The organism is Micromonospora halotolerans, from assembly GCF_032108445.1.
Classification (GTDB): Bacteria; Actinomycetota; Actinomycetes; order Mycobacteriales; family Micromonosporaceae; genus Micromonospora; species Micromonospora halotolerans.
In genome coordinates this window covers 4,293,870-4,316,447 of sequence record NZ_CP134876.1, presented here as the reverse complement: position 1 = coordinate 4,316,447, position 22,578 = coordinate 4,293,870, and the positions used below count along the sequence as shown (strand labels likewise).

The 22,578-nt window shown below is 74.9% G+C and carries 21 protein-coding genes; 13 read left to right on the top strand and 8 right to left on the bottom strand.

Annotated elements, in window-relative coordinates; genetic code table 11:
• Window positions 1-16: 16 nt before the first annotated feature.
• The 6 genes from RMN56_RS20585 to RMN56_RS20560 are packed head-to-tail and all read left to right on the top strand — an operon-like array spanning window position 17 to window position 5,228.
• Window positions 17-505: a YbaK/EbsC family protein gene (locus RMN56_RS20585; RefSeq protein WP_313719138.1), complete on the top strand. Its 489-nt coding sequence runs from the start codon at window positions 17-19 to the stop codon at window positions 503-505.
• Window positions 502-1,233 (top strand): monooxygenase, encoded by a 732-nt coding sequence (locus RMN56_RS20580; RefSeq protein WP_313719137.1) that lies wholly within the window; start codon window positions 502-504, stop codon window positions 1,231-1,233. Before RMN56_RS20585 ends, RMN56_RS20580 begins: the two co-directional genes overlap by 4 nt.
• Window positions 1,230-1,799 carry a GNAT family N-acetyltransferase gene (locus RMN56_RS20575; protein WP_313719136.1) on the top strand — a complete coding sequence of 190 codons (570 nt, stop codon included), beginning with the start codon at window positions 1,230-1,232 and terminating at the stop codon, window positions 1,797-1,799. Before RMN56_RS20580 ends, RMN56_RS20575 begins: the two co-directional genes overlap by 4 nt.
• Complete coding sequence (locus tag RMN56_RS20570; RefSeq protein WP_313719135.1) at window positions 1,796-2,608, top strand: carotenoid biosynthesis protein; 813 nt, start codon at window positions 1,796-1,798, stop codon at window positions 2,606-2,608. Before RMN56_RS20575 ends, RMN56_RS20570 begins: the two co-directional genes overlap by 4 nt.
• Window positions 2,605-3,729: a glycosyltransferase family 2 protein gene (locus RMN56_RS20565; protein ID WP_313719133.1), complete on the top strand. Its 1,125-nt coding sequence runs from the start codon at window positions 2,605-2,607 to the stop codon at window positions 3,727-3,729. The genes RMN56_RS20570 and RMN56_RS20565 overlap by 4 nt, the downstream gene beginning before the upstream one ends.
• Window positions 3,730-3,740: 11 nt before the next feature.
• The gene (locus RMN56_RS20560; RefSeq protein WP_313719132.1) at window positions 3,741-5,228 is read left to right on the top strand and encodes a phytoene desaturase family protein; all 1,488 of its coding nucleotides are present in this window, start codon (window positions 3,741-3,743) and stop codon (window positions 5,226-5,228) included.
• Window positions 5,229-5,299: 71 nt separating this feature from the next.
• Here RMN56_RS20560 and RMN56_RS20555 read toward each other — a convergent pair whose 3' ends face one another.
• Entirely contained in the window at window positions 5,300-5,989 is a 690-nt protein-coding gene (locus RMN56_RS20555; protein ID WP_313719131.1) for a CDP-alcohol phosphatidyltransferase family protein, read from the bottom strand.
• A 44-nt stretch (window positions 5,990-6,033) separates the two neighbouring features.
• Window positions 6,034-6,951 carry a methylenetetrahydrofolate reductase [NAD(P)H] gene (gene metF, locus RMN56_RS20550; protein ID WP_313719130.1) on the bottom strand — a complete coding sequence of 306 codons (918 nt, stop codon included), beginning with the start codon at window positions 6,949-6,951 and terminating at the stop codon, window positions 6,034-6,036.
• 738 nt (window positions 6,952-7,689) lie between these two features.
• On the opposite strand from metF, the gene RMN56_RS20540 reads away from it, so the two are divergent.
• Window positions 7,690-8,772, top strand: coding sequence for a polyprenyl synthetase family protein (locus RMN56_RS20540; RefSeq protein ID WP_313724806.1), 1,083 nt, complete (start codon window positions 7,690-7,692; stop codon window positions 8,770-8,772).
• Window positions 8,773-8,868: 96 nt separating this feature from the next.
• Here RMN56_RS20540 and RMN56_RS20535 read toward each other — a convergent pair whose 3' ends face one another.
• Entirely contained in the window at window positions 8,869-9,261 is a 393-nt protein-coding gene (locus tag RMN56_RS20535) for an Rv2175c family DNA-binding protein (protein ID WP_376787210.1), read from the bottom strand.
• 143 nt (window positions 9,262-9,404) lie between these two features.
• Here RMN56_RS20535 and pknB point away from each other — a divergent pair, with 143 nt between their 5' ends.
• Together pknB and RMN56_RS20525 are read left to right on the top strand one after the other, a co-directional pair.
• Entirely contained in the window at window positions 9,405-11,387 is a 1,983-nt protein-coding gene (gene pknB / locus RMN56_RS20530; protein ID WP_313719129.1) for a Stk1 family PASTA domain-containing Ser/Thr kinase, read from the top strand.
• The gene (locus tag RMN56_RS20525; RefSeq protein WP_313719128.1) at window positions 11,384-12,244 is read left to right on the top strand and encodes a deoxyribonuclease IV; all 861 of its coding nucleotides are present in this window, start codon (window positions 11,384-11,386) and stop codon (window positions 12,242-12,244) included. The genes pknB and RMN56_RS20525 overlap by 4 nt, the downstream gene beginning before the upstream one ends.
• A gap of 132 nt (window positions 12,245-12,376) precedes the next feature.
• Here the strand turns inward: RMN56_RS20525 and RMN56_RS20520 are convergent, their stop codons facing one another.
• The 3 genes from RMN56_RS20520 to RMN56_RS20510 all read right to left on the bottom strand — a co-directional run bounded on the left by RMN56_RS20520 (window position 12,377) and on the right by RMN56_RS20510 (window position 15,648).
• Entirely contained in the window at window positions 12,377-13,408 is a 1,032-nt protein-coding gene (locus RMN56_RS20520; protein ID WP_313719127.1) for a threonine aldolase family protein, read from the bottom strand.
• A gap of 224 nt (window positions 13,409-13,632) precedes the next feature.
• Complete coding sequence (locus RMN56_RS20515; protein ID WP_151465666.1) at window positions 13,633-15,039, bottom strand: class II 3-deoxy-7-phosphoheptulonate synthase; 1,407 nt, start codon at window positions 15,037-15,039, stop codon at window positions 13,633-13,635.
• 114 nt (window positions 15,040-15,153) lie between these two features.
• The gene (locus tag RMN56_RS20510) at window positions 15,154-15,648 is read right to left on the bottom strand and encodes a hypothetical protein (protein ID WP_313719126.1); all 495 of its coding nucleotides are present in this window, start codon (window positions 15,646-15,648) and stop codon (window positions 15,154-15,156) included.
• Window positions 15,649-15,835: 187 nt separating this feature from the next.
• On the opposite strand from RMN56_RS20510, the gene RMN56_RS20505 reads away from it, so the two are divergent.
• Window positions 15,836-16,873, top strand: coding sequence for an AraC-like ligand-binding domain-containing protein (locus RMN56_RS20505; RefSeq protein ID WP_313719125.1), 1,038 nt, complete (start codon window positions 15,836-15,838; stop codon window positions 16,871-16,873).
• 69 nt (window positions 16,874-16,942) lie between these two features.
• Here the strand turns inward: RMN56_RS20505 and RMN56_RS20500 are convergent, their stop codons facing one another.
• Window positions 16,943-18,583, bottom strand: coding sequence for a glycosyl hydrolase family 18 protein (locus RMN56_RS20500; protein ID WP_313719123.1), 1,641 nt, complete (start codon window positions 18,581-18,583; stop codon window positions 16,943-16,945).
• 143 nt (window positions 18,584-18,726) lie between these two features.
• Between RMN56_RS20500 and RMN56_RS20495 the strand changes: the two genes are divergently transcribed.
• Both RMN56_RS20495 and RMN56_RS20490 read left to right on the top strand, forming a co-directional pair.
• Complete coding sequence (locus tag RMN56_RS20495; protein ID WP_313719121.1) at window positions 18,727-19,218, top strand: glutathione peroxidase; 492 nt, start codon at window positions 18,727-18,729, stop codon at window positions 19,216-19,218.
• Between the two features lie 80 nt (window positions 19,219-19,298).
• Complete coding sequence (locus RMN56_RS20490; protein WP_313719119.1) at window positions 19,299-20,591, top strand: exo-beta-N-acetylmuramidase NamZ family protein; 1,293 nt, start codon at window positions 19,299-19,301, stop codon at window positions 20,589-20,591.
• Window positions 20,592-20,637: 46 nt separating this feature from the next.
• Here the strand turns inward: RMN56_RS20490 and RMN56_RS20485 are convergent, their stop codons facing one another.
• Window positions 20,638-21,441: an SGNH/GDSL hydrolase family protein gene (locus tag RMN56_RS20485; protein ID WP_313719117.1), complete on the bottom strand. Its 804-nt coding sequence runs from the start codon at window positions 21,439-21,441 to the stop codon at window positions 20,638-20,640.
• A gap of 178 nt (window positions 21,442-21,619) precedes the next feature.
• Between RMN56_RS20485 and RMN56_RS20480 the strand changes: the two genes are divergently transcribed.
• Window positions 21,620-22,567, top strand: a complete 948-nt coding sequence (locus RMN56_RS20480) for a threonine ammonia-lyase (protein ID WP_313719116.1) — start codon at window positions 21,620-21,622, stop codon at window positions 22,565-22,567.
• Window positions 22,568-22,578 lie beyond the last annotated feature (11 nt).

The window sequence follows — 22,578 nt, the reverse complement described above, 5'->3', positions numbered from 1 at the left end:
GGGGAGAATGAACGACATGCAGCCACACCCGAACGTGCAGGCGGTGCAGCGGGCGCTCGACGACGCGGGCGCGCGGGACGGCTCCGGCGGCCCGAGCCAGGTCCGCCTGCTGCCCGAGGCCGTGCACACCGCCGCCGCGGCGGCCGAGGCGCTCGGCGTCGAAGTCGGCGCCATCGCCAACTCGCTCGTCTTCGACGCCGACGACGCGCCCCTGCTGGTGCTCACCTCCGGCGCGCACCGGGTGGACACCGCCGGGCTGGCCGCGTCCCTCGGGGTCACCCACCTGCGCCGGGCCACCCCGGAATTCGTCAAGCGGCACACCGGGCAGGTGATCGGCGGGGTCGCCCCGGTCGGGCACCCGCGGCCGCTGCGCACCATCGTGGACACCGCGCTGGCGGCGTACGACGAGGTGTGGGCGGCCGGCGGCGTGCCGCAGGCGGTCTTCCCCACCACGCACGCGGAGCTGCTGCGGCTCACCGCCGGCACCCCGCACGAGGTGGCGTGACTCCCGAGCTCGTCACGCTGCACGTGTGGCGGATCCCGCGCACGGCCGTCCCCCGGGCGCTGGCCCGGATGGCGACCCACCCGGCGCGGCTGCGCCGGATGCCCGGCGTCCGCTTCGCCAAGCTGCTCGGCACCGGGACGGGCACCGGCTTCGGCCCCGGCGACACCGACCTGACCCGGTGGGCCGCCCTGGTGGTGTGGGACTCCCCCGCCGCGGCGGCCGGCTTCGACGCCTCCCCGGTCGGCCGCTCCTGGGCCCGGCTCGCCCGCGCCCGCGTACGGGTGGAGCTGCGCCCGCTGACCAGCCGGGGCGAGTGGTCCGGCCACCGGCCGTTCGGCGAGCCGTCCGGCGGGCGGGTCGCCGGGCCGGTGCTGGCGCTGACCCGGGCCCGGCTGCGGGCCCGCCGGGCGGTCACCTTCTGGCGGGCGATCCCGCCGGTCGCCGCGGCCCTGCACGCCGCGCCCGGGCTGCTCGCCCGGTTCGGCGTCGGCGAGGCCCCGCTGGGCTGGCAGGGCACGGTGAGCGTGTGGCGCGACGCGGCGGACCTCGTCGCGTTCGCGTACCGTCACCCGGAGCACCGGGCCGCGATCACCCGCACCCCCACCGAGGGCTGGTACGCGGAGGAACTGTTCGCGCGGTTCGCGGTGGCCGACGTGGTCGGCGACCGCGCGGTGCTGGGATGGGTCGCCCCCGAGAGCGGCCCGGAAGCGGCGAGAGGGAACGCATGAGGTTGGTGCGGTGGACGCCGGACGATCTGGTCCGGCGGCTGGACGACGTGGTGGCCGTCTACGGCGAGGCGATGGGCTACCGCGCCGACCTGCTGGAGGCCCGGCGCGGCTACATCGCCACCCACGTCCGCCGTCCCGGCTTCCGCGCCGTCGCCAGCCTGACCTCCGAGGGACACCTGGCCGGCTTCGGGTACGGCTACCTCGGCGCCGCCGGCCAGTGGTGGCACGACCAGGTGCACCGGGCGCTGGACAGCGAGGCCCGGCAGCGCTGGCTGACCCACTGCTTCGAGGTGGTCGAGCTGCACGTCCGCCCACCCGCGCAGGGGCACGGCCTGGGCGCCGGCCAACTGCGCGCGCTGCTCACCATGGCCGAGGGCAGCACCACCCTGCTCTCCACGCCGGAGGCCGACGAGCAGAAGTCCCGGGCCTGGCGGCTCTACCGTCGGTTCGGCTTCGTCGACATCCTGCGCCACTTCCACTTCCCCGGCGACGAGCGGCCGTTCGGCGTGCTCGGCCGGGACCTGCCGCTGCCCGCGGGCCCCGCCCCCGCACCGGATACGCCGTGAGCGGGAAGCGGCTGCCCTGGGCGTTGCTGGCCGTCCTGGTCCTGGCCCAGATCTGCTACCCGCTCACCGGTGGCGCGACCCGGGCCGGGCTGACCGTGGCCACCGTCGGGCTCGGCTGGCTGCTCTCCGTCGGGCACGCCCTGCTCACCCGGGGCACGCGCGCCGCGCTCGCGCTGGTCGCCGTGGCCACCGGCGGTGGCTTCGCGATCGAGGCGCTCGGCGTGGCCACCGGCTTCCCGTTCGGCAGCTACGACTACTCCGGGGAACTGGGCCCGAAGCTGGCCGGGGTGCCGCTGGTCATCCCGCTGGCCTGGACCTGGATGGCCTGGCCGGCCTGGCTCACCGCGGTCCGCCTCACCCGTTCCCGCCCGGGCCGGATCGCCCTCGCCGCGGTCGGGCTGGCCGCCTGGGACCTCTTCCTCGACCCGCAGATGGTGGCCGAGGGCTACTGGCGCTGGCGGGACGCCGTCCCGGCCCTGCCCGGCCTGCCCGGCATCCCGGTCAGCAACTACCTCGGCTGGCTGCTCTTCGCGGTGCTGCTGACGGCCGCGCTGCGCCCGCTCGCGGGGCCGGCCGTCGACCGCACCGACGCCCGGGACGCGCCGATGTTCGCCCTCTACCTGTGGACGTACGCCTCCAGCGTCCTGGCGCACGCGGTCTTCCTCCGGCTGCCCGCCTCGGCGGCCTGGGGCGCGGCCGGGATGGCGGTGGCCGCCGTGCCGCTGGCGGTCACGCTGCTGCGCGCCCGCCGGCGCCGGGCCGGCGCCGGGGTGGCGGAACCGACGCCCCGCGTCGACGCGCCGGCATGATCCCCGCGCTGGTCCTGGCCGCGGCGGTCGCCGTGCTCACCGCGCACACCGTCGTCAACGCCACCGCCTGGCTGCGCCGCCCCGGCGCCGGCCCGGTCGAGGTCACCGAGGCGGTGGCGGTGCTGCTGCCGCTGCGCGACGAGGCCGACCGGGTCACCCCGTGCCTGCGCGCGCTGCTCGCCCAGCGCGGCGTGCCCGCGCTGCGGATCGTGGTGCTCGACGACGGCTCGACGGACGGCACCGCCGACGTGGTCCGCGCGGTGGCCGGCGACGACCCGCGGGTCACCCTGCTCACCGGGGTCGCCCCGCCGCCCGGCTGGCTGGGCAAGCCGCACGCCTGCTGGCAGCTCGCCACCCGCACCGACCCGGCCCCGACCGTGCTGGCCTTCGTCGACGCCGACGTGGTGCTCACCCCGTACGCCGTCGCGGCGGCGGTGACCGGGCTGCGCGCGGCGGGCGCGACGCTGCTGTCGCCGTACCCCCGGATCGTGGTGCGGACGGCGGCCGACCGGCTCGTGCAGCCGCTGCTGCAGTGGTTGTGGCTGACCTTCCTGCCGCTGCGCGCCATGGAACGCTCGCCACGGCCGTCCCTCGCCGCGGCGGGCGGGCAGTTCCTGGTCGTGGACCGGGCCGGCTACCTGCGGGCCGGCGGGCACGCCGCGGTGGCCGACCGGATCCTGGAGGACATCGAGCTGGCCCGGGCCGTGAAGCGGTCCGGCGGCCGGATCGCCCTGGCCGACGGCTCCCGGCTGGCCGCCTGCCGGATGTACGACAGCTGGCCGCAGCTGCGCGACGGCTACACCAAGTCGCTCTGGGCCTCCTTCGGGCACCCGGCCGCCGCGGCCCTGGTGGTGGCCCTGCTGCTCCTGCTCTACACCGCTCCCCCGCTGATCGCGCTCGGGCTCGCCTCGACAGCTCCCCTGGTGTCGATGGTCGCGCTCGTCGCATACCTGCTGGGGGTGCTCGGACGGGCCGTCAGCGCCCGCGCCACCGGCGGGCGGGCCTGGCCCGACGCGCTGGCACACCCCGTGTCGGTCGTGGTCCTCGGTTGGCTGACATTCCGGTCGTACCATCTGCGGAAGCGACGCCGGCTCACCTGGCGGGGTCGTCCGACCAGCTAGGAGGCGGCGGCATGGCGCGGATCGTGGTCATCGGCGCCGGCGTGGGCGGTCTGGCCGCCGCCGCCCGGCTGGCGGTCACCGGGCACGAGGTCACCGTCCTCGAACGGGCCGGCACGGTCGGCGGCAAGCTCGGCCGGCACCGGCACGACACCCCCGAGGGGTCGTGGCACTTCGACACCGGGCCGAGCCTGCTCACCCTGCCGCAGGTGTTCCACGACCTGTTCGAGGCGACCGGCGCGAAACTCGACGAATACCTGGACCTGGTGCCGCTGGACCCGATCGTCCGGCACGTCTTCCCCGGCGGCGGGCCCGCCCTGGACTCCTGCGCCGACCCGGCCGAGTTCACCGCCCGCGTCGGCGCGGCGTTCGGCGACCGCGCCGCCGCCGACTGGCAGCGGCTCTGGCGGCGGGCCGGCCGGGTGTGGGCGGCCTCGCACCGGGACGTGCTGCGCCGCACCGTCGACTCCCCCCGCGACCTGGCCGCGCTGGCCTGGCGGCTGGGCGACCTCGCCGCCATCGGCCCCGGCCGCACCCTGCGCGGGCTGAGCCGCCGGCACCTGGCCGACCCGCGGCTGCGGATGCTGCTGGACCGCTACGCCACCTACACCGGCGCCGACCCCCGCCGCGCCCCGGCCGCGCTGGTCGCCGTCCCCTACGCCGAACTGGCGTACGGCGGCTGGTACCTGCGCGGCGGGCTGGGCACCCTGGCCGACGCGCTGCTGTCGCGCTGCCTGGACCTCGGCGTCGTGGTGCGGACCGGCGCCACGGTCACCCGGATCGACGCGGCCGGCGGCCGGGTCCACGGCGTACGCCTCGCCGGGATGGCCGCCCCCGTCCCCGCCGACGTCGTGGTGGCCAACGTCGACGCGCTGACCCTCTACCGGGACCTGCTGCCCACCCCGCGCCGGCTGGCCGCGCTCACCGACCGCAGCCTGGCCGGATTCGTCCTGCTGCTGGGCGTCCGCGGCGACTCCGGGCTGGCCCACCACACCGTCTTCTTCCCCCGCGACCACGACGCCGAGTTCGACGCGGTCTTCGGCGACCCGGGGCGGGGCGTCCGGGCCCGGCCCGCGCCCGACCCGACCGTCTTCGTCACGGTGGCCGACGACCCGGCGGTCCGCCCGGCCGGGCACGAGGCATGGTTCGTGCTGGTCAACGCGGCCCGCCACGGCACGGCCGCGGGCGCGGTCGACTGGCGGCGGCCGGGGCTGGCCGAGGCGTACGCCGACCGGATCCTCGACGTGCTCGCCGAGCGGGGCGTGGACGTGCGGGACCGGCTGGCGTTCCGGGAGATCCGCACCCCGGCCGACCTGGACGCGGCGACCGGCGCGCCGGGCGGGGCGATCTACGGCACCGCGGGCGGGCTGCTCCGCCCGGCCAACCGGGGCCCGGTGGCCGGGCTCTGGCTGGTCGGCGGCTCCAGCCACCCCGGCGGCGGCCTCCCCATGGTGACGCTGTCCGCGGAGATCGTCGCCGACGCCGTCGGCCCGGCCTGGTAAGGAAGGGCCCCCTCTTAACGCCTACGGTCGAGAAGGGTCCCCTTCTCACACCGGCGGGGACGGGACGCGGGTCAGCCGGCGTCGACCAGGGCGCGGCGGACGGCGGAGAGCAGCTGGCCGAGGCCGAAGCCGGCCAGCAGCACCCAGACCGTGGTGGCCATGGTGATGGTGCCGGAGGTCAGGTCGGTGTCGATCAGCCCGGTGAGGCCCGCGACCACCAGCCCGACCAGGGCCACGCACACCCGGGTGGGCCGCTCCCCGACGGTCACCGCCCCGATCTCCCGCATGCCGGCCGAGACCGCCCGGGCCCGCACGTACTCGTGCAGCCAGGACAGGCCCCCGGCCGCGGCGACCAGCGCCCCGGGCGCGCCGAGCAGCCAGAACGCGGTCAGCCAGGCGGCCTCGCCGAGCCGGTCGGCCACCGAGTCGTAGACGTAGCCGAGCCGGGTGGTGCGGTGGGTCGCCACCGCCACCGCGCCGTCGACGCTGTCCGCCACCGCCGCCAGCAGCACGAACAGCGCGCCCAGGAACGGCCCGTCGCCGGCCCGCCCCACCAGCAGGGGTACGCAGAGGCAGAGCAGCACCCCGACCACGGTCACCGGGGTGGGGCCGATCCGCAGCCGGCCCAGGATGTAGCCCACGTGGTAGGCGAAGCGCAGCCAGGCGCGGACCACCGGCGCGGCCACCCGGGGGTCGAAGCCGCCGTGCAGCCGCGCCCACGCGGTCGCGTACTGGTCCCAGTTCAGCCGTGTGCCCACCACGGATCAACCGTAGAAGGGCGGCGGCGGTGGCGTGGGCCGGGTGCTCACACCCGCGCGTGGGCGCGCAGCCGCTGCCAGACCTCGCGGGTGGCGGTGGACCGGTTGAGGGTGATGAAGTGGATCCCCGGCACGCCCTCGTCCAGCAGCTTCGCGCACATCTCGCCGGCCTGCTCGACGCCGAGCCGGCGGACCGCCTCCGGGTCGTCGGCCACCGCGGCGAACCGCTCCGCGAGGGCCGGCGGGAAGGGCGCGCCGGAGAGCTGCACGGACCGCTCGATGGTGGCCAGCTGGGTCACCGGCATCACCCCGGCCAGGATCGGGGTGTCGCAGCCCGCGGCGGCCACCCGGTCACGCAGCCGCAGGTAGTCGTCGGCGTCGAAGAACATCTGGGTGATCGCGAACTCGGCCCCGGCCCGGCACTTGCGGACGAAGTGCGCGGTGTCGCTGGCCACGTCGGGCGAGCGGGGGTGCTTGTAGGGGAACGCGGCCACCCCGACGCTGAAGTCGCCGGCGTCCCGCACCAGCCGGACCAGCTCCTCGGCGTATCGCACGCCCTCCGGGTGCTTGACCCACTCGCCGCCCGGGTTGCCGGGCGGGTCGCCGCGCACGGCCAGCACGTTACGCACCCCCACCGAGGCCAGCCGGCCGATGACGTGCCGCAGCTCGGCGACCGAGTGGTTGACCGCGGTGAGGTGCGCCATCGGCAGCAGGGTGGTCTCGGTGGCGATCCGCTCGGTCACCGCGACCGTGGTGTCCCGGGTCGAACCGCCCGCGCCATAGGTGATCGAGACGAACGAGGGTCGCAACGACTCCAGCTCACGGATGGCCTGCCAGAGCAGGCGCTCCCCCTGCGGGGTCTTCGGTGGGAAGAACTCGAAGGAGAAGGTGGGTCGGCCGTGACGGATCAGCTCCCCGATGGCCGGCTGGGGATTGGGAAGGACCGAGGGAAGACCGAGCGCCACGGACCGACTGTAACCGGCGGGTCCGGGCCGACCCAGGATCTTCCCAGCCCGCGAGCACGAGGGCGGCGGAGCGTCGTACCCCGGGGGTAGGAAGGGGGCAGCGCGGTGGGGCCGGCCGGTGGCCGGTCCCGGGGGGCCCGCGCGGGGGTCGCCACGATCGGCGACGCGCCGGTCCGGCACCGCCGGGCCTCCGCGCCGCCACCCGCGCCGTCGCCCCGGGAGGACCCGATGACCCCGTCCCCGCCACCCGGCCCGCGCCAGCTCGGGCCGCTCCTGGCCGAGCTGCGGGCCGCTCGCGGCTGGAGCCAGCAGCGGGTCGCCGCCGAGCTGTGCGCGGCCGCCGGCGTGCCGACCCTGACCCGGCACGAGGTGTCCCGGTGGGAGCGGCAGCGCCGGCTCCCCGGCGGCTTCTGGTCCGGCTGGCTGGCGGTGGTCCTCGGAGTGCCGGGCGAACTGCTCGCCGAGGCCGCCGCGCGCAGCCGCCGCCTCGCCCGTCCCGCGGGTGCCGCCGCCGCGCCGGGTGGCCCTCGCCGGCCGGTCGCGCGCCGCCGGGCCGGGGCTGGCCGGGGCCGCCCGGACCGACTCCGCCGGCCCGGGCCGCGCACCGCCCCCGCCTCCCGGTCGCCCGGGCGGGCGGTCCCCGGGCGCCGCCGGCACGCCGATCCGGGCCCACGCCGCGCGCGGCACGCCGGGACGGCGGTCGGGCGTCAGCGGCGGGGACCGGCTAGCGTCGTCGGCGTGACCCACGCTGCTCCCGTTTCCCCCGTCGACCGCGCCGGCCTGCGCCAGCGGATCGACAAGGCCCTCACCGAGTTCCTCGCCGGCCAGCGCGGTTGGCTGACCACCCTCGACGAGGGCCTGGTGCCCGTCGCCGAGACGATCGAGGCGTTCGTGCTGGGCGGCGGGAAGCGACTGCGCCCGGCCTTCGGCTACTGGGGCTACCGGGGCGCCGGCGGGGTCGACTCCGACCAGGTGGTCGCCGCCCTGGCCGCGCTGGAGTTCGTGCAGGCCAGCGCGCTGATCCACGACGACCTGATGGACCGCTCGGACACCCGCCGGGGCGAGCCGGCGGTGCACCGGCGGTTCGCCGCCCGGCACCGCGCGGCCGGCTGGAGCGGCGACCCGGACGGGTTCGGCGACGCGGCGGCCATCCTGCTGGGCGACCTCTGCCTGGTCTGGTCCGACGAGGTGCTGCACTCCGCCGGCCTGGACCCGCGCACGGTGGCCCGGGCCCGGCCGGTCTTCGACGAGATGCGCACCGAGGTGACCGTCGGGCAGTACCTGGACGTGCTCACCCAGGCCACCGGGGACACCTCGCTGGAGCGGGCCGGCAAGGTCGCCCGCTACAAGTCGGCGAAGTACACCGTCGAGCGGCCGCTGCTGCTCGGCGCCGCGCTGGCCGACGCCCCGGCCGAGGTGCACGCGGCCTACTCGGCGTACGGGCTGCCGCTCGGCGAGGCGTTCCAGCTCCGCGACGACGTGCTCGGGGTGTTCGGCGATCCGGAGCGCACCGGCAAGCCGGCCGGCGACGACCTGCGCGAGGGCAAGCGGACCTACCTGGTGGCGGCGGCCCTCGAGGCGCTCGACGACGCCGGCCGCGACCTGCTGCTCGGCGGCCTCGGCGACCCCGCGCTGGAGGCCGCCGGGGTGACCCGCCTGCGCGAGCTGATCACGGTGAGCGGCGCCCTGGACCGCACCGAACGGCGCATCACCGCCCTCACCGAGAGCGCCCTGGCCGCCCTCACGACCGTCGACCTGGACACCGAGGCCCGCCAGTCCCTGGTCGACCTGGCCATAGCCGCCACCCGCCGCACCGACTGACCCACCCCCACCCCCCGCTGGGCGATCATGAGGTTGGCGGCGAAGTCGATCTCTGATCGTGCCGCCAACCTCATGATCGACTGGTCGGGGTGGCCGTCAGAAGCCCAGGGCCTGGGCGCGGCGCTTGACCTCGCGGGCCTGGTCGCCGGCGAGGGTGGCCGCCGGGGTGGTGCCGGCGAGGGTCGGGTCGGGCTGGTAGAGCCAGCGCAACGCCTCCTCGTCGTCGTACCCGGCGTCGGCGAGCAGGTTGAGCACGCCGGGCAGGTGCTTGAGCACGGTGCGGTTGGCCACCAGGTCGGCCGGGATCCGGCGGACGCCGTCGCGGCGCACCGCCAGCAGCTCCCGGTCGCGGATCATCTGGTGCACCTTGCTGATCGACAGGTCGAGGCGCTCGGCCACGTCCGGCAGGGTCAGCCAGCCGGCCGGGTCGGTCGGTCCGGGCAGGTCGGCCCCGGTGGTGGCGCTCTCGGCGGGTACGGAATCGGTCACCCGACCACCCTGCCACGTGCCCGGCGGGGCCGGTCGGCGGCACCCCGTACCGCGGCGGGAGCGTGCGCCGGTGCCGCCCCGTCGCATGCCGGCTGTAGCATCCTGTTCAACCTTCACCCTCCCGACACATAGACTGCCTGCCGATGGACACACAGGTCGCCGACACGTTGCTGGGCTCGCTGATCGACGGGCGCTACCGCATTCGCGGTCGCGTGGCCCGTGGCGGCATGGCGACCGTGTACACCGCCACCGACGAGCGCCTGGAGCGCACCGTGGCGGTCAAGATCATTCACCCGACCCAGGCGCCCGAGGCCCGGGCCCGGATGGCCGGCTTCGTCGAGCGCTTCACCGACGAGGCCAAGACCATCGCCCGGCTCACCCACCCCAACGTGGTGGCGGTCTACGACCAGGGCAGCCACGGCGGCCTCCCCTACCTGGTGATGGAGTACGTGCGCGGCCGCACCCTGCGCGACGTGCTCGCCGAGCGGCGCCGGCTCAACCCGGACGAGGCGCTGGCCATCGCCGAGCAGATGCTCGCCGCGATCGCCGCAGCGCACCGGGCCGGCCTGGTCCACCGCGACGTCAAGCCGGAGAACGTGCTGGTCGCCGAGCCGCCCACCGGCGGCACCGCCAGCCTGGTGGACAGCGTGGTCAAGGTGGCCGACTTCGGGCTGGCCCGCGCGGTCGAGGCGAGCGCCGAGGAGGAGAACGGCAACCAGCTCATGGCCACCGTGGCCTACGTGGCGCCGGAGCTGGTCGCCCAGGGCCACGCGGACCCCCGCACCGACGTCTACTCCGCCGGCATCGTGCTGTTCGAGATGCTCACCGGCCGGGTGCCCTACGACGGCGACCGCCCCGTGGAGGTCGCCTGGCAGCACGTCGACCGCGACGTGCCGGCCCCGTCGACCCTGGTGCCGGCGCTGCCCCCGGTCCTCGACCGGCTGGTCGCCCGGGCCACCCGGCGCGACCCCGCCGCCCGCCCGGCCGACGCCGGCGCGCTGCTCACCGAGGTGCAGGCCGCGCGGGACGAGCTGGGCAACGGCAACTCGCACACCGCGGTGCTGCGGCAGGTGGGTGACGAGACGAGCGTGCTCGCGCAGCCCACCATGGTGGTGGCGGCGGTCCGCCCGGCCGAGCGCCCCGCCTGGGCCCGGCTGCCCGAGGGCGGCCCGCAGCGCCCGCACCGCCGCCGCGCCGTCCCCGACGAGGGCCTGGGCGCCCGGCTGGCCGGGCTGCGCACCCGGGTGATGGGCTCGCCGCGTGGCCGGCTGGCGGTCGCCGCGGCGGCCGTGGTGCTCGGCCTGGTGGCCGCCCTGGGCGGCTGGTGGTTCGGGGTGGGCCGCTACACGGTCGCCCCGCAGCTGGTGAGCCTGAGCAAGGCCGACGCCGAGGCGCAGGCCACCCGGGGCGGGTTCACCCTGCGCTACGCCGAGCCCCGCTACGACGAGAAGATCCCCAAGGACACGGTGCTGGGCCAGGACCCGGTGTCCGCCACCCGGATCGTCAAGGGCGGCACGATCACGCTGACCCTGTCGCTCGGTCCGGAGCGGCTGCCGGTGCCGGACGTGGTGGGCAAGGACTTCGCGCTGGCCGAGGCCGAGCTGACCGACGCGAAGCTGGTGCCGGTCAAGGGCGGCTCCCGCTACGACGACGCGCTGCCGGCCGGGGTGGTGCTGGCCACCGACCCGAAGGTGGGCACGGTGGTCAAGCCGGGCGCGAAGGTGACGGTGGTCCTGAGCAAGGGCCGCGCGCCGGTGACCGTGCCGAACCTGGTGGGCAAGAACCTCACCGAGGCCCGCGCCACCCTCGGCCGGCTGGGGCTGACCCCGGTCGAGACGTACAAGGACTCCGACAAGCCGAAGGACGAGGTCCTCGGCCAGAGCCCGGCCGACGGCACCGGCGTGGAGAAGGGCGCCCAGGTCAAGCTGGACGTCAGCAAGGGGCCCGCCCAGGTGCCCGTGCCCCGGGTGGTCGACCTGCCATGCCAGCAGGCCAAGCAGGTGCTGGAGAGCCAGGGCTTCCCGGTCAACATCCAGCTCAACCCCAACGGGGTGGCGCGCTTCCAGAACCCGGGCGAGAACACGCCGGTGCCGCCGGGCACCCCGGTCACGGTGACCTGCCTGTGAGCACCCGGCGGCGGGTCGGCTCGCACACCCCCACCTCCGGCGGCCTGGCCAAGGCGGCACTGCCCTACGCCGACGCGGCCGCGTCCGAGGTGGTGCAGGTCTACGTCTCGAACTCCCGGGGCTGGGCGCTGCCGGCGGGCGACCCGAAGCAGGACGTGCTGTTCCGGGACGGCTGCGGCGAGCGCGGCCTGCCGGTCTTCATCCACGCCTCGCTGCTGGTCAACCTCGGCTCCCCCACCCCGGCCACGGTCGAGCGGTCGGCGGAGACCCTGGCGCACGCGCTGCGCCGGGGCCGGGCCATCGGCGCCGAGGCCGTGGTGTTCCACGCCGGCAGCGCCGTCGACGCGGGCCACGCCGAGGCGGCCATGCGGCAGGTCCGCGAGGCCCTGCTCCCGCTGCTGGACGAGAGCGCGGCCACCGGCGGGCCGATGCTGCTGGTCGAGCCGAGCGCCGGGGGCGGCCGGTCACTGGCCTCCCGGGTCGAGCACCTGGGCCCCTACCTCGACGCGGTGGACCGCCACCCGATGCTGGGCGTCTGCTTCGACACCTGCCACGCCTGGGCGGCCGGGCACGACCTGGCCGCCGAGGGCGGGATGACCGCCACGCTGGACGCGCTGGTCGCGGCGGTGGGCGCGGACCGGCTGAAGCTGGTGCACGCGAACGACTCGAAGGACCTGTGCGGCTCCACCCGGGACCGGCACGAGAGCATCGGCAAGGGCACCATCGGCGAGCCCGCGTTCGCGGAGCTGATGCGCCACCCCGCCACCGCCGGCGTCCCCGTCCTGGTGGAAACCCCCACCGAGAAGCACGTGGGCCACGCCGCCGACATAGCAACCCTGAAACGCCTGCACCCCTGACCCCGCGCACGCGCGCGCCCCCCGCCCGCCCGGACCCCGGCGTTGATCAAGAAGTTTGCGTCGGGATCCGCGTCGTGGGAGACGCAAACCTCTTGATCGACAAGGCGTCGGGCGGGACGCGGTGTGCGCGGGTCAGGCGCGCAGGAGGGTGGTCAGGGTTTCGGCGGCCCGGTCGATCTGGTCGTCCGACACGTCCATGTGGGTGACGAGGCGGGCCGTGCGCGGGCCGAGCACCGAGATCAGCAGGCCCCGCTCCCGGGCGGCGGCCGCCAGGGCGGGCGCGTCGAGCGGGTGCTTGGCCAGGTCGAGCGGGACGATGTTGGTCCGCACCACGGTCGCGAGCACCCCGTACGGGGCGACCGCCTCGGCCAGCCGGGCCGCCTTGGCGTGGTCCTCGGCGAGCCGCTCGACGTGGTGGGCCAGCGCGTACCGGCCGGCGGCCGCGAGGATGCCGACCTGCCGCATGCCGCCACCCATCCGCTTCCGGACGAACCGCGCCCGGGCGATCTTCTCGGCACTGCCGACCACCAGCGAGCCGACCGGCGCACCGAGGCCCTTGGAGAGGCAGACCGAGAGGGTGTCGAACAGCGCGCCGTACTCGGCCAGCGGCACCCCGTCGGCGACGTGCGCGTGCCAGATCCGGGCGCCGTCGCAGTGCAGGGCGAGCCCGTGGTCGTCGGCGACCCGGCGCAGCTCCCGCAGCGTCGCCAGGGGGATCACCCCGCCGCCGCCCCGGTTGTGGGTCTGCTCGACGGCGATGGCCCGGGTCGGCACCGCGAAGTAGCCGTCCGGCCGGACCATCCCGGCCACCACCTCGGGGTCGACCTCCGCGCCCACCGCCGGCCAGGTCCGCGAGGAGATCCCCCCGTACGCCGCCGCGGCGCCGATCTCGTACGTGACCACGTGCGCGTCGGCGTCGCAGAGCAGCTCGTCCCCCGGTGGGACGACGAGCTGCAGGGCGATCTGGTTGGCCATCGAGCCGCTCGGCGCGAACAGTGCCGCCTCGTGCCCGAAGAGCGCCGCGACCTCGGCCTCCAGGGCGGCGACGGTCGGGTCCTCCCCGTAGACGTCGTCGCCGACCTCGGCGGTCGCCATCGCCTCGCGCATCCCGGCGGTGGGCCGGGTCACGGTGTCGGACCGCAGATCGATCAGTTCGTCAGCCACTGTCATCCTTTCGACTGCCGACTGCGGGGCTCGCAAGCTCACTCCTCGCGTCAGCCACTGTCATTCCTTCGACTGCCGACTGCGGGGCTCGCAAGCTCACTCCTCGCGTCAGCCACTGTCATTCCTTCGGCTGCCGACTGCGGGGCTCGCAAGCTCACTCCTCGCGTCAGCCACTGTCATTCCTTCGGCTGCCGACTGCGGGGCTCGCAAGCTCACTCCTCGCGTCAGCCACGCAGCATCTCCGCAACGAGGAAGGCCAGCTCCAGCGACTGCTGGGTGTTGAGTCGCGGGTCGCAGGCGGTTTCGTACCGGTCGGGCAGGTCGAGGTCCTCGATGCCCTGGGCGCCGCCCAGGCACTCGGTGACGTCCTCGCCGGTCAGCTCGACGTGCAGGCCGCCCGGGTGGGTCTCCAGGCCGCGGTGCACCTCGAAGTAGCCGAGCACCTCGTCGACGATCCGGTCGAAGTGCCGGGTCTTGTAGCCGTTCGAGGACTCGTGGGTGTTGCCGTGCATCGGGTCGCACTGCCAGACGACCTTGGCGCCGGCGGCGGTGACCTTGGCGACGATCGGGGGCAGCGCGTCCCGGACCCGGTGGTTGCCCATCCGGCTGATCAGGGTGAGCCGGCCGGGGATGTTGTCCGGGTTGAGCTTCTCGCACAGCTCGATGGCCTCGTCCGGCGTGGTGGTCGGGCCGAGCTTGACCCCGATCGGGTTGGCGATCCGGGAGATGAAGTCGAGGTGCGCCCCGTCCAGCTGCCGGGTCCGCTCGCCGACCCAGAGGAAGTGGCCGGACAGCCCGTACGCCCGGTTGCCCGAGATCCGGGTGAGCGCCCGGTCGTACTCCAGCGCCAGCGCCTCGTGGGAGCAGTAGAGGGTGACCGTGCGCAGCGCCTCGTCGTCGGTCATCCCGCAGGCGCGGATGAAGGCCAGCGCACGGTCGATCTCCCGGGCGATGGCCTCGTAGCGCTCGCCGGCCGGGGACTGCTTCACGAAGCCCTTGTTCCAGTCGTGCACCGCGTGCAGGTCGGCCAGCCCGCCGGCCAGGTACGCCCGGAGCATGTTCATGGCGGCGGCGGAGTTCGCGTACGCCCGGATCATGCGCTGCGGGTCGGCGACCCGCGCCTCCGGCGTGGCCTCCAGCGAGTTGATCATGTCACCGCGGTAGGCGGGCAGGCCGCGCGCGTCGGTGGGCAGCGAGCGGGGCTTGGTGTACTGGCCGGCGACCCGGGCCACCTTGACCACGGGCAGCGACGCGCCGTAGGTCAGCACGATCGCCATCTGGAGCAGGGTGCGGGCGTTGGCCAGCAGGTGGCTCTCGGTGTTGTCGGCGAAGGTCTCCGCGCAGTCGCCGCCCTGGAGCAGGAACGCCTTGCCCTCGCAGACCAGCGCCAGCCGCTGCCGGAGCTGGTCGACCTCGTAGGGGGCGACCACGGACGGCACGGTGTCCAGCACCTTGCAGACCTCGGCGACCTGCTCCTGGTCCGGCCAGGGCGGGGTCTGCGCACGCGGCAGCTCCCGCCAACGGTCCAGGCCGAGGGCCGCGTCCTCGGCGGAGTCGGCGGTCGGACGACTGGTCTGGAGCCCCGGGCTGCCCACCGCGGGGTGACTCAGCTGATGCCACTCATGGCGCATGGGAGAAAGCGTACGGCGACGGCCGGGACCGCCCGCCGCCGAGGGGGACGGTTCCGGTGGTTGGGAGATCAGCGACACGTCCGGGGACCGCCGCAGGTCGCGGCGGGTGCGGGGTCAGGGGGTGACCCCGGGCTCCGGGGTGTTGCCGCCCAGCGCCTCGCCGGCGATGCACCAGTCGGCGCCCGTACGGGTGACCGTGAACAGCAGCGAGCGGGTGGCCTTACGGGACCCGACGGCCACGGTGACCGAGGTGCTCACCTCCTCGCCGTGTGGGCCGGACCGGACGTCGGTGATGGTGGCCTGCGGGACCGTGAAGTGGTCGGCGAAGTCGCCGTTCGGGCCGGTGGCGGCGGCGTCGAAGGCGGTCTGCATGGGCGCGCAGAGCTGGCTGCGGCCTGCGTCGACGTCCTTGGCCGCCATGGCGTCCAGGTACGCCTGGACCCGCTCCCGGCTCTTGGCCGCCGCCTCCTCAGCCGGTGCCCGCTGGGACTGGCTGGCCGGGCCGCCCGGGGCGTCGTCCCCGCCGCCGAGGCCGCAGCCGGCCAGCGTGACCGGCAGGAGCGCGAGCAGGGCCGCGCCGGCCACCGCCCTCGGGTGCGTCAGGCCCATCGGTCCCCTTCCCTCGGCGTGGACATCGGCACATGCCGAGCGGCGAGTCTGTCACATCGACGTCGCCGGATGCCGGCCCGCGGGGGCGCCGACGGCCGCCGCCACCGGATCCCCGACGATCCTGCCATCCTCGCCCGGATCACCCCGGCCGGCCAGAGCGGCACGCGGATCGACCTGGTGGGGGGCCGTGGACGCCGTGCCGGCCGGCGCCGACAATGGCGTACCCCCCAAGGAGGTGACGGTCATCCTCGCCGTGGCATCGGTCGACACCGCCGGGTTGCCCCCGGCCGAGCGGTTCGACTTCTGGCAGGACGTCGTGGCCCGCGAGTCGGTGGCCGCCCGGATCAGCAGCGCGCACGCGGCCGACTTCGCCGCCTCGGCCCGGGCCGTCGACCTGGGCGTGGTCCGGCTCGGCGCCTGGCGGTACCCGTCACTGGAGCTGGCCCGTACCCCACGGCTGATCCGCAGCTCGGACCCGGAGCTCTACCAGCTCGCCCTGCCGCTGAACGGCCACGGCGTGGTGTCGCAGCAGCGGCGATCGGGCCGGCTCGGCCCGTCCGGCTTCGCCCTCATCGACACCGTCCGCCCGCACGGCTCCCGGCACGCGCCGGACCGCACCGCCGCCCCGCTGGAGACGCTGACCGTGCTGGTGCCGCACCGGGCGCTGCCGCTGCCCCCGCACCGGGCGGCGGCGCTGCTCGCCGCGCCCATCCCCGCCGACGCCGGGATGGGCGCCCTGCTGGCCGGCTTCCTGCGCCGGCTGGTGGCCCATCCCGAGCAGTACGCGGCCGCGGACGCGCCGCGGCTCGACCGGATCGCCCTCGATCTGATCGCCGGCACCCTGGCCGGGCAGGTGGAGGCGGAGCGGGACCTCCCCGTGGAGGTGCGGATCACCGGCCTGCGGGCCCGGGTGGAGGCGTGGATCCGGGAGCATCTGGCCGACCCCGGGCTCACCCCGGCCGCCGCGGCCGAGGCGCACCACCTCTCGGTGCGCGCGCTGCACCGGCTCTTCGAGGGTGGCGACACGAGCGTGGCGGCCCTGATCCGCACCGCCCGGCTGGACCGCTGCTTCCGGGATCTGGCCGACCCGCGGCTGCGGCACCTCGCCGTGCACCAGGTGGCCGCCCGCTGGGGCTTCCGCGACCGGGCCCACTTCAGCCGGGCGTTCCGTGCCGCGTACGGGCTCTCGCCCCGCGAGCACCGGGCCCGCAGCATCCGTACCTGAGCGGACACCGTGCGGGGAGGGGCCGGTGCGGCCCCTCCCCGCCGGGTGGGTGGTGCGTCGGCCCTCGGCTCAGCCGAGACCGCCCTTGATGGCGCCGATGAGCTCACCGTTGCTGGTGTCTCCGGAGAGCTCCCAGAAGAACGCGCCACCGAGGCCCTGGTTCTTCGCGTAGGTCATCTTGCCGCCGATGGTCGCCGGGGTGTCGTAGCTCCACCAGTTGCTGCCGCACTTGGCGTAGGCGGTGCCGCCGACCGTTCCGGTGGCCGGGCAGCTGTTCCTGAGCACCTTGTAGTCCTCGATGCCCTGCTCGTAGGTGCCGGGCGCCGGGCCGGTCGCGGTGCCACCGGGGGCGCTCTGGGTCACGCCGGTCCAGCCCCGCCCGTAGAAGCCGACGCCGAGCAGCAGCTTGTCCGACGGCACGCCCTTGGACTTGAGCTTCTGGATCGCCGCGTCCGACCAGAAGCCCTGCTGCGGGATCCCGGTGTAGGAGTAGAGCGGGGAGTGCGGCGCGGTCGGCCCCTGGGCGTTGAAGGCGCCGAAGTAGTCGTACGTCATCGGCATGAGCCAGTTGAGGTACGGCGTGGCCCCGGCGTAGTCGGTCGCGTCGATCTTGCCGCCGTTGCTGCCGTCGGCGGTGATCGCCGCGGTGACCAGGGCGCTGGAGCCGAACCTGCTCCGCAACGCGCTGACCACGTTCTTGAAGGCGTTCGGGCCGCTGCTGTCGCACTGTAGGCCGCAGGCGTTCGGGTACTCCCAGTCGACGTCGATGCCGTCGAAGACGTCCGCCCAGCGCGGGTCCTCCACGAGGGAGTAGCAGGAGTCGGCGAACGCGGCCGGGTTCTGCGCGGCCTGGGTGAAGCCGCCGGACCAGGTCCAGCCGCCGAAGGACCAGATCACCTTCAGGTTCGGGTACATCTTCTTGAGCTTGCGCAGCTGGTTGAAGCTGCCGCGCAGCGGCTGGTCCCAGGTGTCGGCCACGCCGTCGACGCTGTCCGCGGCGGTGTACGCCTTGTCGTAGTCGGCGTAGCTGTCACCGATGCTGCACCGGCCGCCGGTGGTGTTGCCGAAGGCGTACAGGACGTGGGTGAGCTTGGCGGCGGACCCGCTGGTGTGGATGTTCTTCACGTGGTAGTTCCGGCCGTAGACGCCCCACTCGGCGAAGTAGCCGACCACCTTCTTGCCCCCGGTCGGCGGGGTCGTGGTGGGCGGGGTGGTCGTGGGCGGGGTGGTCGTGGGCGGCGTCGTGGTGGGCGGGGTGGTCGTCGGCGGCGTCGTGGTGGGCGGGGTCGTGGTCGGAGGAGTGCCGCCGCCGGAGCAGGACGCGCCGTTGACCGTGCAGGTCAGGGGCGCCTTGTACGCCCCGGTGCCGTTGTAGCCCCAGCTGAAGCTGGCGCCCGGCGCGAGCGGGCCGGCCCAGCTCTTCTTGACCGCCACGTAGTGGTTGCCGCTGCTGGTGACGTCGGCGTCCCAGGAGCTGCTGACGGTGGTGCCCGCGGGCAGGTCGAACTCGACGCGCCAGGTGGCGACGCTGGCGCTCGTGCCGTTGGTGATGGTCACCCTCGTCTCGTGACCGGTCCCCCAGTCCTGCACCTTGGTGAATGTGGCGGTGACGCTTCCCGCGGCGGAGGCGGTCGCCATCGGCACCGCCGCGACCGCGAGCGCGACCACGGCGCCGGTGGCCCACAGGGCCCGGCGGAGCGATCTCTTCATACGGCGTCTCCCCAAACAGTTAGGAAACTTTCCAGATTGGATGCTGAGACGCTACTCACGCGTCACCACTTCGTCAAGATGTAGATACATCGATTCCTTGGGTCCGGCGTCGACGGAGCCTCGCGGCCCCGTAGCCTCGTGCCATGACCGTTTTCGACGTGCAGATCGACGCCCTCGCCGGCGGGCCGGCCGACCTCGGGCGCTACCGCGGCCGCGCCCTGCTGGTGGTCAACGTGGCCTCCCGGTGCGGCCTCACCCCGCAGTACGCCGGCCTCCAGGCCCTCGCCGACGAGTACGCGGACCGGGGCCTGACCGTGCTCGGCGTGCCGTGCAACCAGTTCGCCGGCCAGGAGCCGGGCAGCGCCGCCGAGATCGAGGAGTTCTGCCAGGTCAACTACGGCGTGACGTTCCCGCTGACGGAGAAGGTCGACGTCAACGGGCCGCACCGGCACCCGCTCTACGCCGAGCTGGTGTCCACGCCGGACGCCGAGGGGCACACCGGTGACGTGCGGTGGAACTTCGAGAAGTTCCTCGTCGCGCCGGACGGCACAGTGGCGGCCCGGTTCGCCCCGACGGTGACCCCGGACGCCCCCGAGCTGCGCGCCGCCGTCGAGAAGGTGCTGCCGGTCGGCTGACGCCGCCTTGTAGGGAACCTTCCTTGACCGCCCATCGAGCTGTAGCTAAGTTTCAATGACCCCCGGACGAGGAGGTCATGATGGAGCGCAGAAGGTTCCTGGCCGGCGCGGGCGCGGTCACCGCGGGCGCGGTGGTCGCGACGGGCCCGGGCACGCCGGGGCAGGCAGTGCCCGGCGTCCGCCGGGTGGCGACCGGCCTGGACGTGCTGGTCGATTCCGGATTCGCCGCACTGGCCGGCCAGCGGGTGGGGGTGGTCTCCAACCCCACGGGCGTGGACTCGGCCTACCGACACCTGGTCGACCTCATGCACGCCTCGGGCCGCGTGCAGGTCGTCGCGGCGTTCGGCCCCGAACACGGTTTCCGGGGCTCCGCCCAGGCCGGCGGCAGCGAGGGCACCGGGACGGACGCCCGCACCGGCATCACGGTCTACGACGCGTACGGCGCCAGTCAGGCCAAGTGGGAGAGCCTGTTCACGACCGCCAGCGTGGACACGATCGTCTTCGACATCCAGGACGTGGGCGCCCGCTTCTACACGTACATCTGGACGATGTACACGTCGATGGTCGCCGCGGCCCGGGTCGGCAAGCGGTACGTCGTGCTCGACCGGCCCAACCCGGTGGGCGGGCGGGCGCGCGGGCCCATGATGACGCCCGCCTTCACCTCCGGCGTGGGGCTGAAGGAGATCGTCCAGCAGCACGGCATGACCGTCGGCGAGCTGGCCCGGTTCTTCAACGCGGAGTTCCTGCCCGCCGACGCCGGCCGCCCGGTCGAGCTGGAGGTGGTGCGGTGCCGGAACTGGAAGCGTGACCGGCTCGCCGCCGACACCGACCTGCCGTGGGTGATGCCCAGTCCGAACATGCCCACGCCGGACACCGCGCTGGTCTACCCCGGCACCTGCCTGTTCGAGGGCGTCGCCTCGATCACCGAGGGGCGGGGCACCTGCCGGCCGTTCGAGCTGATCGGCGGGCTCGCCGGCGACTTCGACCACCACTGGGGAGACCGGCTCAACGCCCGGAACCTGCCGGGCGTCGAGTTCCGCGAGGCCTACTTCTCCCCGACCGCCGCGGGGCAGAAGCCGGCCCTGCTCAACAAGCTCTGCGCCGGTGTCGAGGTCAAGGTCGTCGACCGGTCCGCGTACGACCCGATCCGCACCGCGGTGGCCATGCTGGTGGAGGCGCGGAAGTACCCGGCGTTCGCGTGGCGGTTCGACTCGTACGACACCGTCCGGCCGTACTGGGTGGACAAGCTGACCGGCTCGCCCCGGCTGCGCACGATGATCGACGCCGGAGCCGACGTGGACGACGTGGTCGGCGCCTGGGCCGACGAGCTGGCGGCCTTCGAGCGGCAGCGGCGTCCGTACCTGCTCTACTGAGCCGGCGACGGGGCCCGGGGTGTGCGCACCCCGGGCCCGCGCCGGTTCAGCCCGCGGCGGAGCGGAACACCGGGTAGTAGCCACCGGACTGCCCCGCGGCCGTCGGGTGGTACGACTTCGTGAGGTTCAGGACGTTCAAAGCGTGCAGCCACTTCTCGCCGTAGCTGCACAGCTGGTGGCCCACGAAGATCGAGCGGACGTCGGCGAACGTGAAGCCGGCCGAGGTGGCCGCCGTGCGGGTGATGTCGTCGACCAGGTTGATCCCCTCGTTGATCTTCGCCCGGGAGGTGGCGCTCAGCCCGACGCAGACCGTGCCGAGCTGGTAGAAGACCGGGTAGCCCACCACCACGACCCGGGCCGAGGGTGCGCGGCTCCGGATGCCGTTGTAGACGTTCGCCAGCTTGCCGGGGAGCTGCGTGCGGGCCTTGTCCTCGGCGGCCTGGATCGCGGACACGCACTGGGTCTCCCCCTGGAGCACGCAGGTGCTCATGATGCTGGAGAAGCCGACGTCGTTGCCGCCGATGGTGACGCTGACCAGCGTGGTGGTCGAGGAGAGCGCCGAGAGCTGGTTGTTGATGACGTCCGTGGTGGTCGCGCCGGAGCAGGCGACCGACCGGTACGAGGCCGGCCTGATGTTGGTGTTGTAGAGCGCCGGGTAGGCGTTGGTGCTGCGCAGGCAGGACCCGCTCTCGGAGGTGTAGCTGTCGGCGCCGACGCCGGAGGCGTACGAGTCGCCGAGAGCGACGTAGCGGTCGGCCGGGGCCGCCTGGGCGGGAGCGGCCAGGGTCAGCGTGATGCCGAACGAGGCGGCCAGGGTCAGGGCGAGGGTGGCAAGACGGGATCTCCGCACGTCGCACTCCTGGGGTGGGAAGTGGTGGTGAGAGATAGATACCAATGAATCGGATGCCCGCGAAAGATCATCGTTTCGCGCCGGTTGCCGATAGACGCTTATCGCTACAAATCGTTGCCGAGGCAGCAATCCCCGCTGAAGGTTTTCGTCATCGTGCGGCGCGGGCTAGGCTCGGCGGGTGCGGTTGATCACCGGGGACGACATGACGGCGGCCGAACGGCGCCTCGACGGGCGGGTGGTCCGCACCCCGCTGCTGGACGCGCCGGTCCTCGGCGCCGACCTGGGCCTCCGGCTGGCCGTGAAGGCCGAGAACCTGCAGCACACCGGGAGCTTCAAGGTGCGCGGCGCCACCAACGCGCTGCTCGCCCACGCCGAGCGCGAAGGCACACCGGCCGGGCTGGTGGCGTTCTCCGCCGGCAACCACGCGATCGCGGTGGCCCACGTGGCCCGCGCCGCCGGGCTGCCCGCGGTGGTCTGCATGCCGCCACACGCGGTGCCCGGCAAGCTGGCCACGGTCCGCCGGCTCGGCGCCGAGGCGGTGCTCACCGACGACCTGCTGGCCACCGCCGAGGCGATCAACGCCGAGCGCGGCTTCCACCTCCTCGCGCCCTTCGACGACCCGGACGTGATCGCCGGTCAGGCCACCGTCGGGCGGGAGATCCTGGCCGACGGCCCGCCGCCGGACCTGGTGCTCGTGCCGGTGGGCGGCGGCGGGCTGATCAGCGGGATCGCCGCGGCGATCCGGGCCGGGTCACCGGGCACGCGGATCGTCGGGGTGGAGCCGGACGGGGCCAACGCCATGTCGTACGCCCTGCGGACCGGGACGCCCACCCCGCCGTTCCGCCCCGCCTCGGTCGCCGACGGCCTGGCCGCCCCGTTCGCCGGGCGGCACACCCTGGCCCACGTCCGGGCGCTGGTCGACGCCGTGGTGGAGGTGCCCGAGGCGGCCGTCCTGCCCGCCTGGGCCGAGCTGGTGCAGGCCACGAAGCTGCTGGTGGAGCCGGCCGCCGCGGTCACCCTGGCGGCGTTGCGGGCCGGGCTGGTCGAGGTGACGCCCGGCGAGCGGACCGTCCTGGTGCTCAGCGGCGGCAACGTCGCGCCGGCCGTGCTGGCCACCCTGGGCTGACGGGTCGGACC

What these genes read in the sequence shown, in the direction of transcription:
- RMN56_RS20585 (WP_313719138.1), top strand. Translation starts at nt 17, where the DNA reads ATGCAGCCACACCCGAACGTGCAGGCGGTGCAGCGGGCGCTCGACGAC.
- RMN56_RS20575 (WP_313719136.1), top strand. Translation starts at nt 1,230, where the DNA reads ATGAGGTTGGTGCGGTGGACGCCGGACGATCTGGTCCGGCGGCTGGAC.
- RMN56_RS20565 (WP_313719133.1), top strand. Translation starts at nt 2,605, where the DNA reads ATGATCCCCGCGCTGGTCCTGGCCGCGGCGGTCGCCGTGCTCACCGCG.
- RMN56_RS20560 (WP_313719132.1), top strand. Translation starts at nt 3,741, where the DNA reads ATGGCGCGGATCGTGGTCATCGGCGCCGGCGTGGGCGGTCTGGCCGCC.
- pknB (WP_313719129.1), top strand. Translation starts at nt 9,405, where the DNA reads ATGGACACACAGGTCGCCGACACGTTGCTGGGCTCGCTGATCGACGGG.
- RMN56_RS20515 (WP_151465666.1), bottom strand. Translation starts at nt 15,039, where the DNA reads ATGCGCCATGAGTGGCATCAGCTGAGTCACCCCGCGGTGGGCAGCCCG.
- RMN56_RS20510 (WP_313719126.1), bottom strand. Translation starts at nt 15,648, where the DNA reads ATGGGCCTGACGCACCCGAGGGCGGTGGCCGGCGCGGCCCTGCTCGCG.
- RMN56_RS20500 (WP_313719123.1), bottom strand. Translation starts at nt 18,583, where the DNA reads ATGAAGAGATCGCTCCGCCGGGCCCTGTGGGCCACCGGCGCCGTGGTC.
- RMN56_RS20495 (WP_313719121.1), top strand. Translation starts at nt 18,727, where the DNA reads ATGACCGTTTTCGACGTGCAGATCGACGCCCTCGCCGGCGGGCCGGCC.
- RMN56_RS20490 (WP_313719119.1), top strand. Translation starts at nt 19,299, where the DNA reads ATGGAGCGCAGAAGGTTCCTGGCCGGCGCGGGCGCGGTCACCGCGGGC.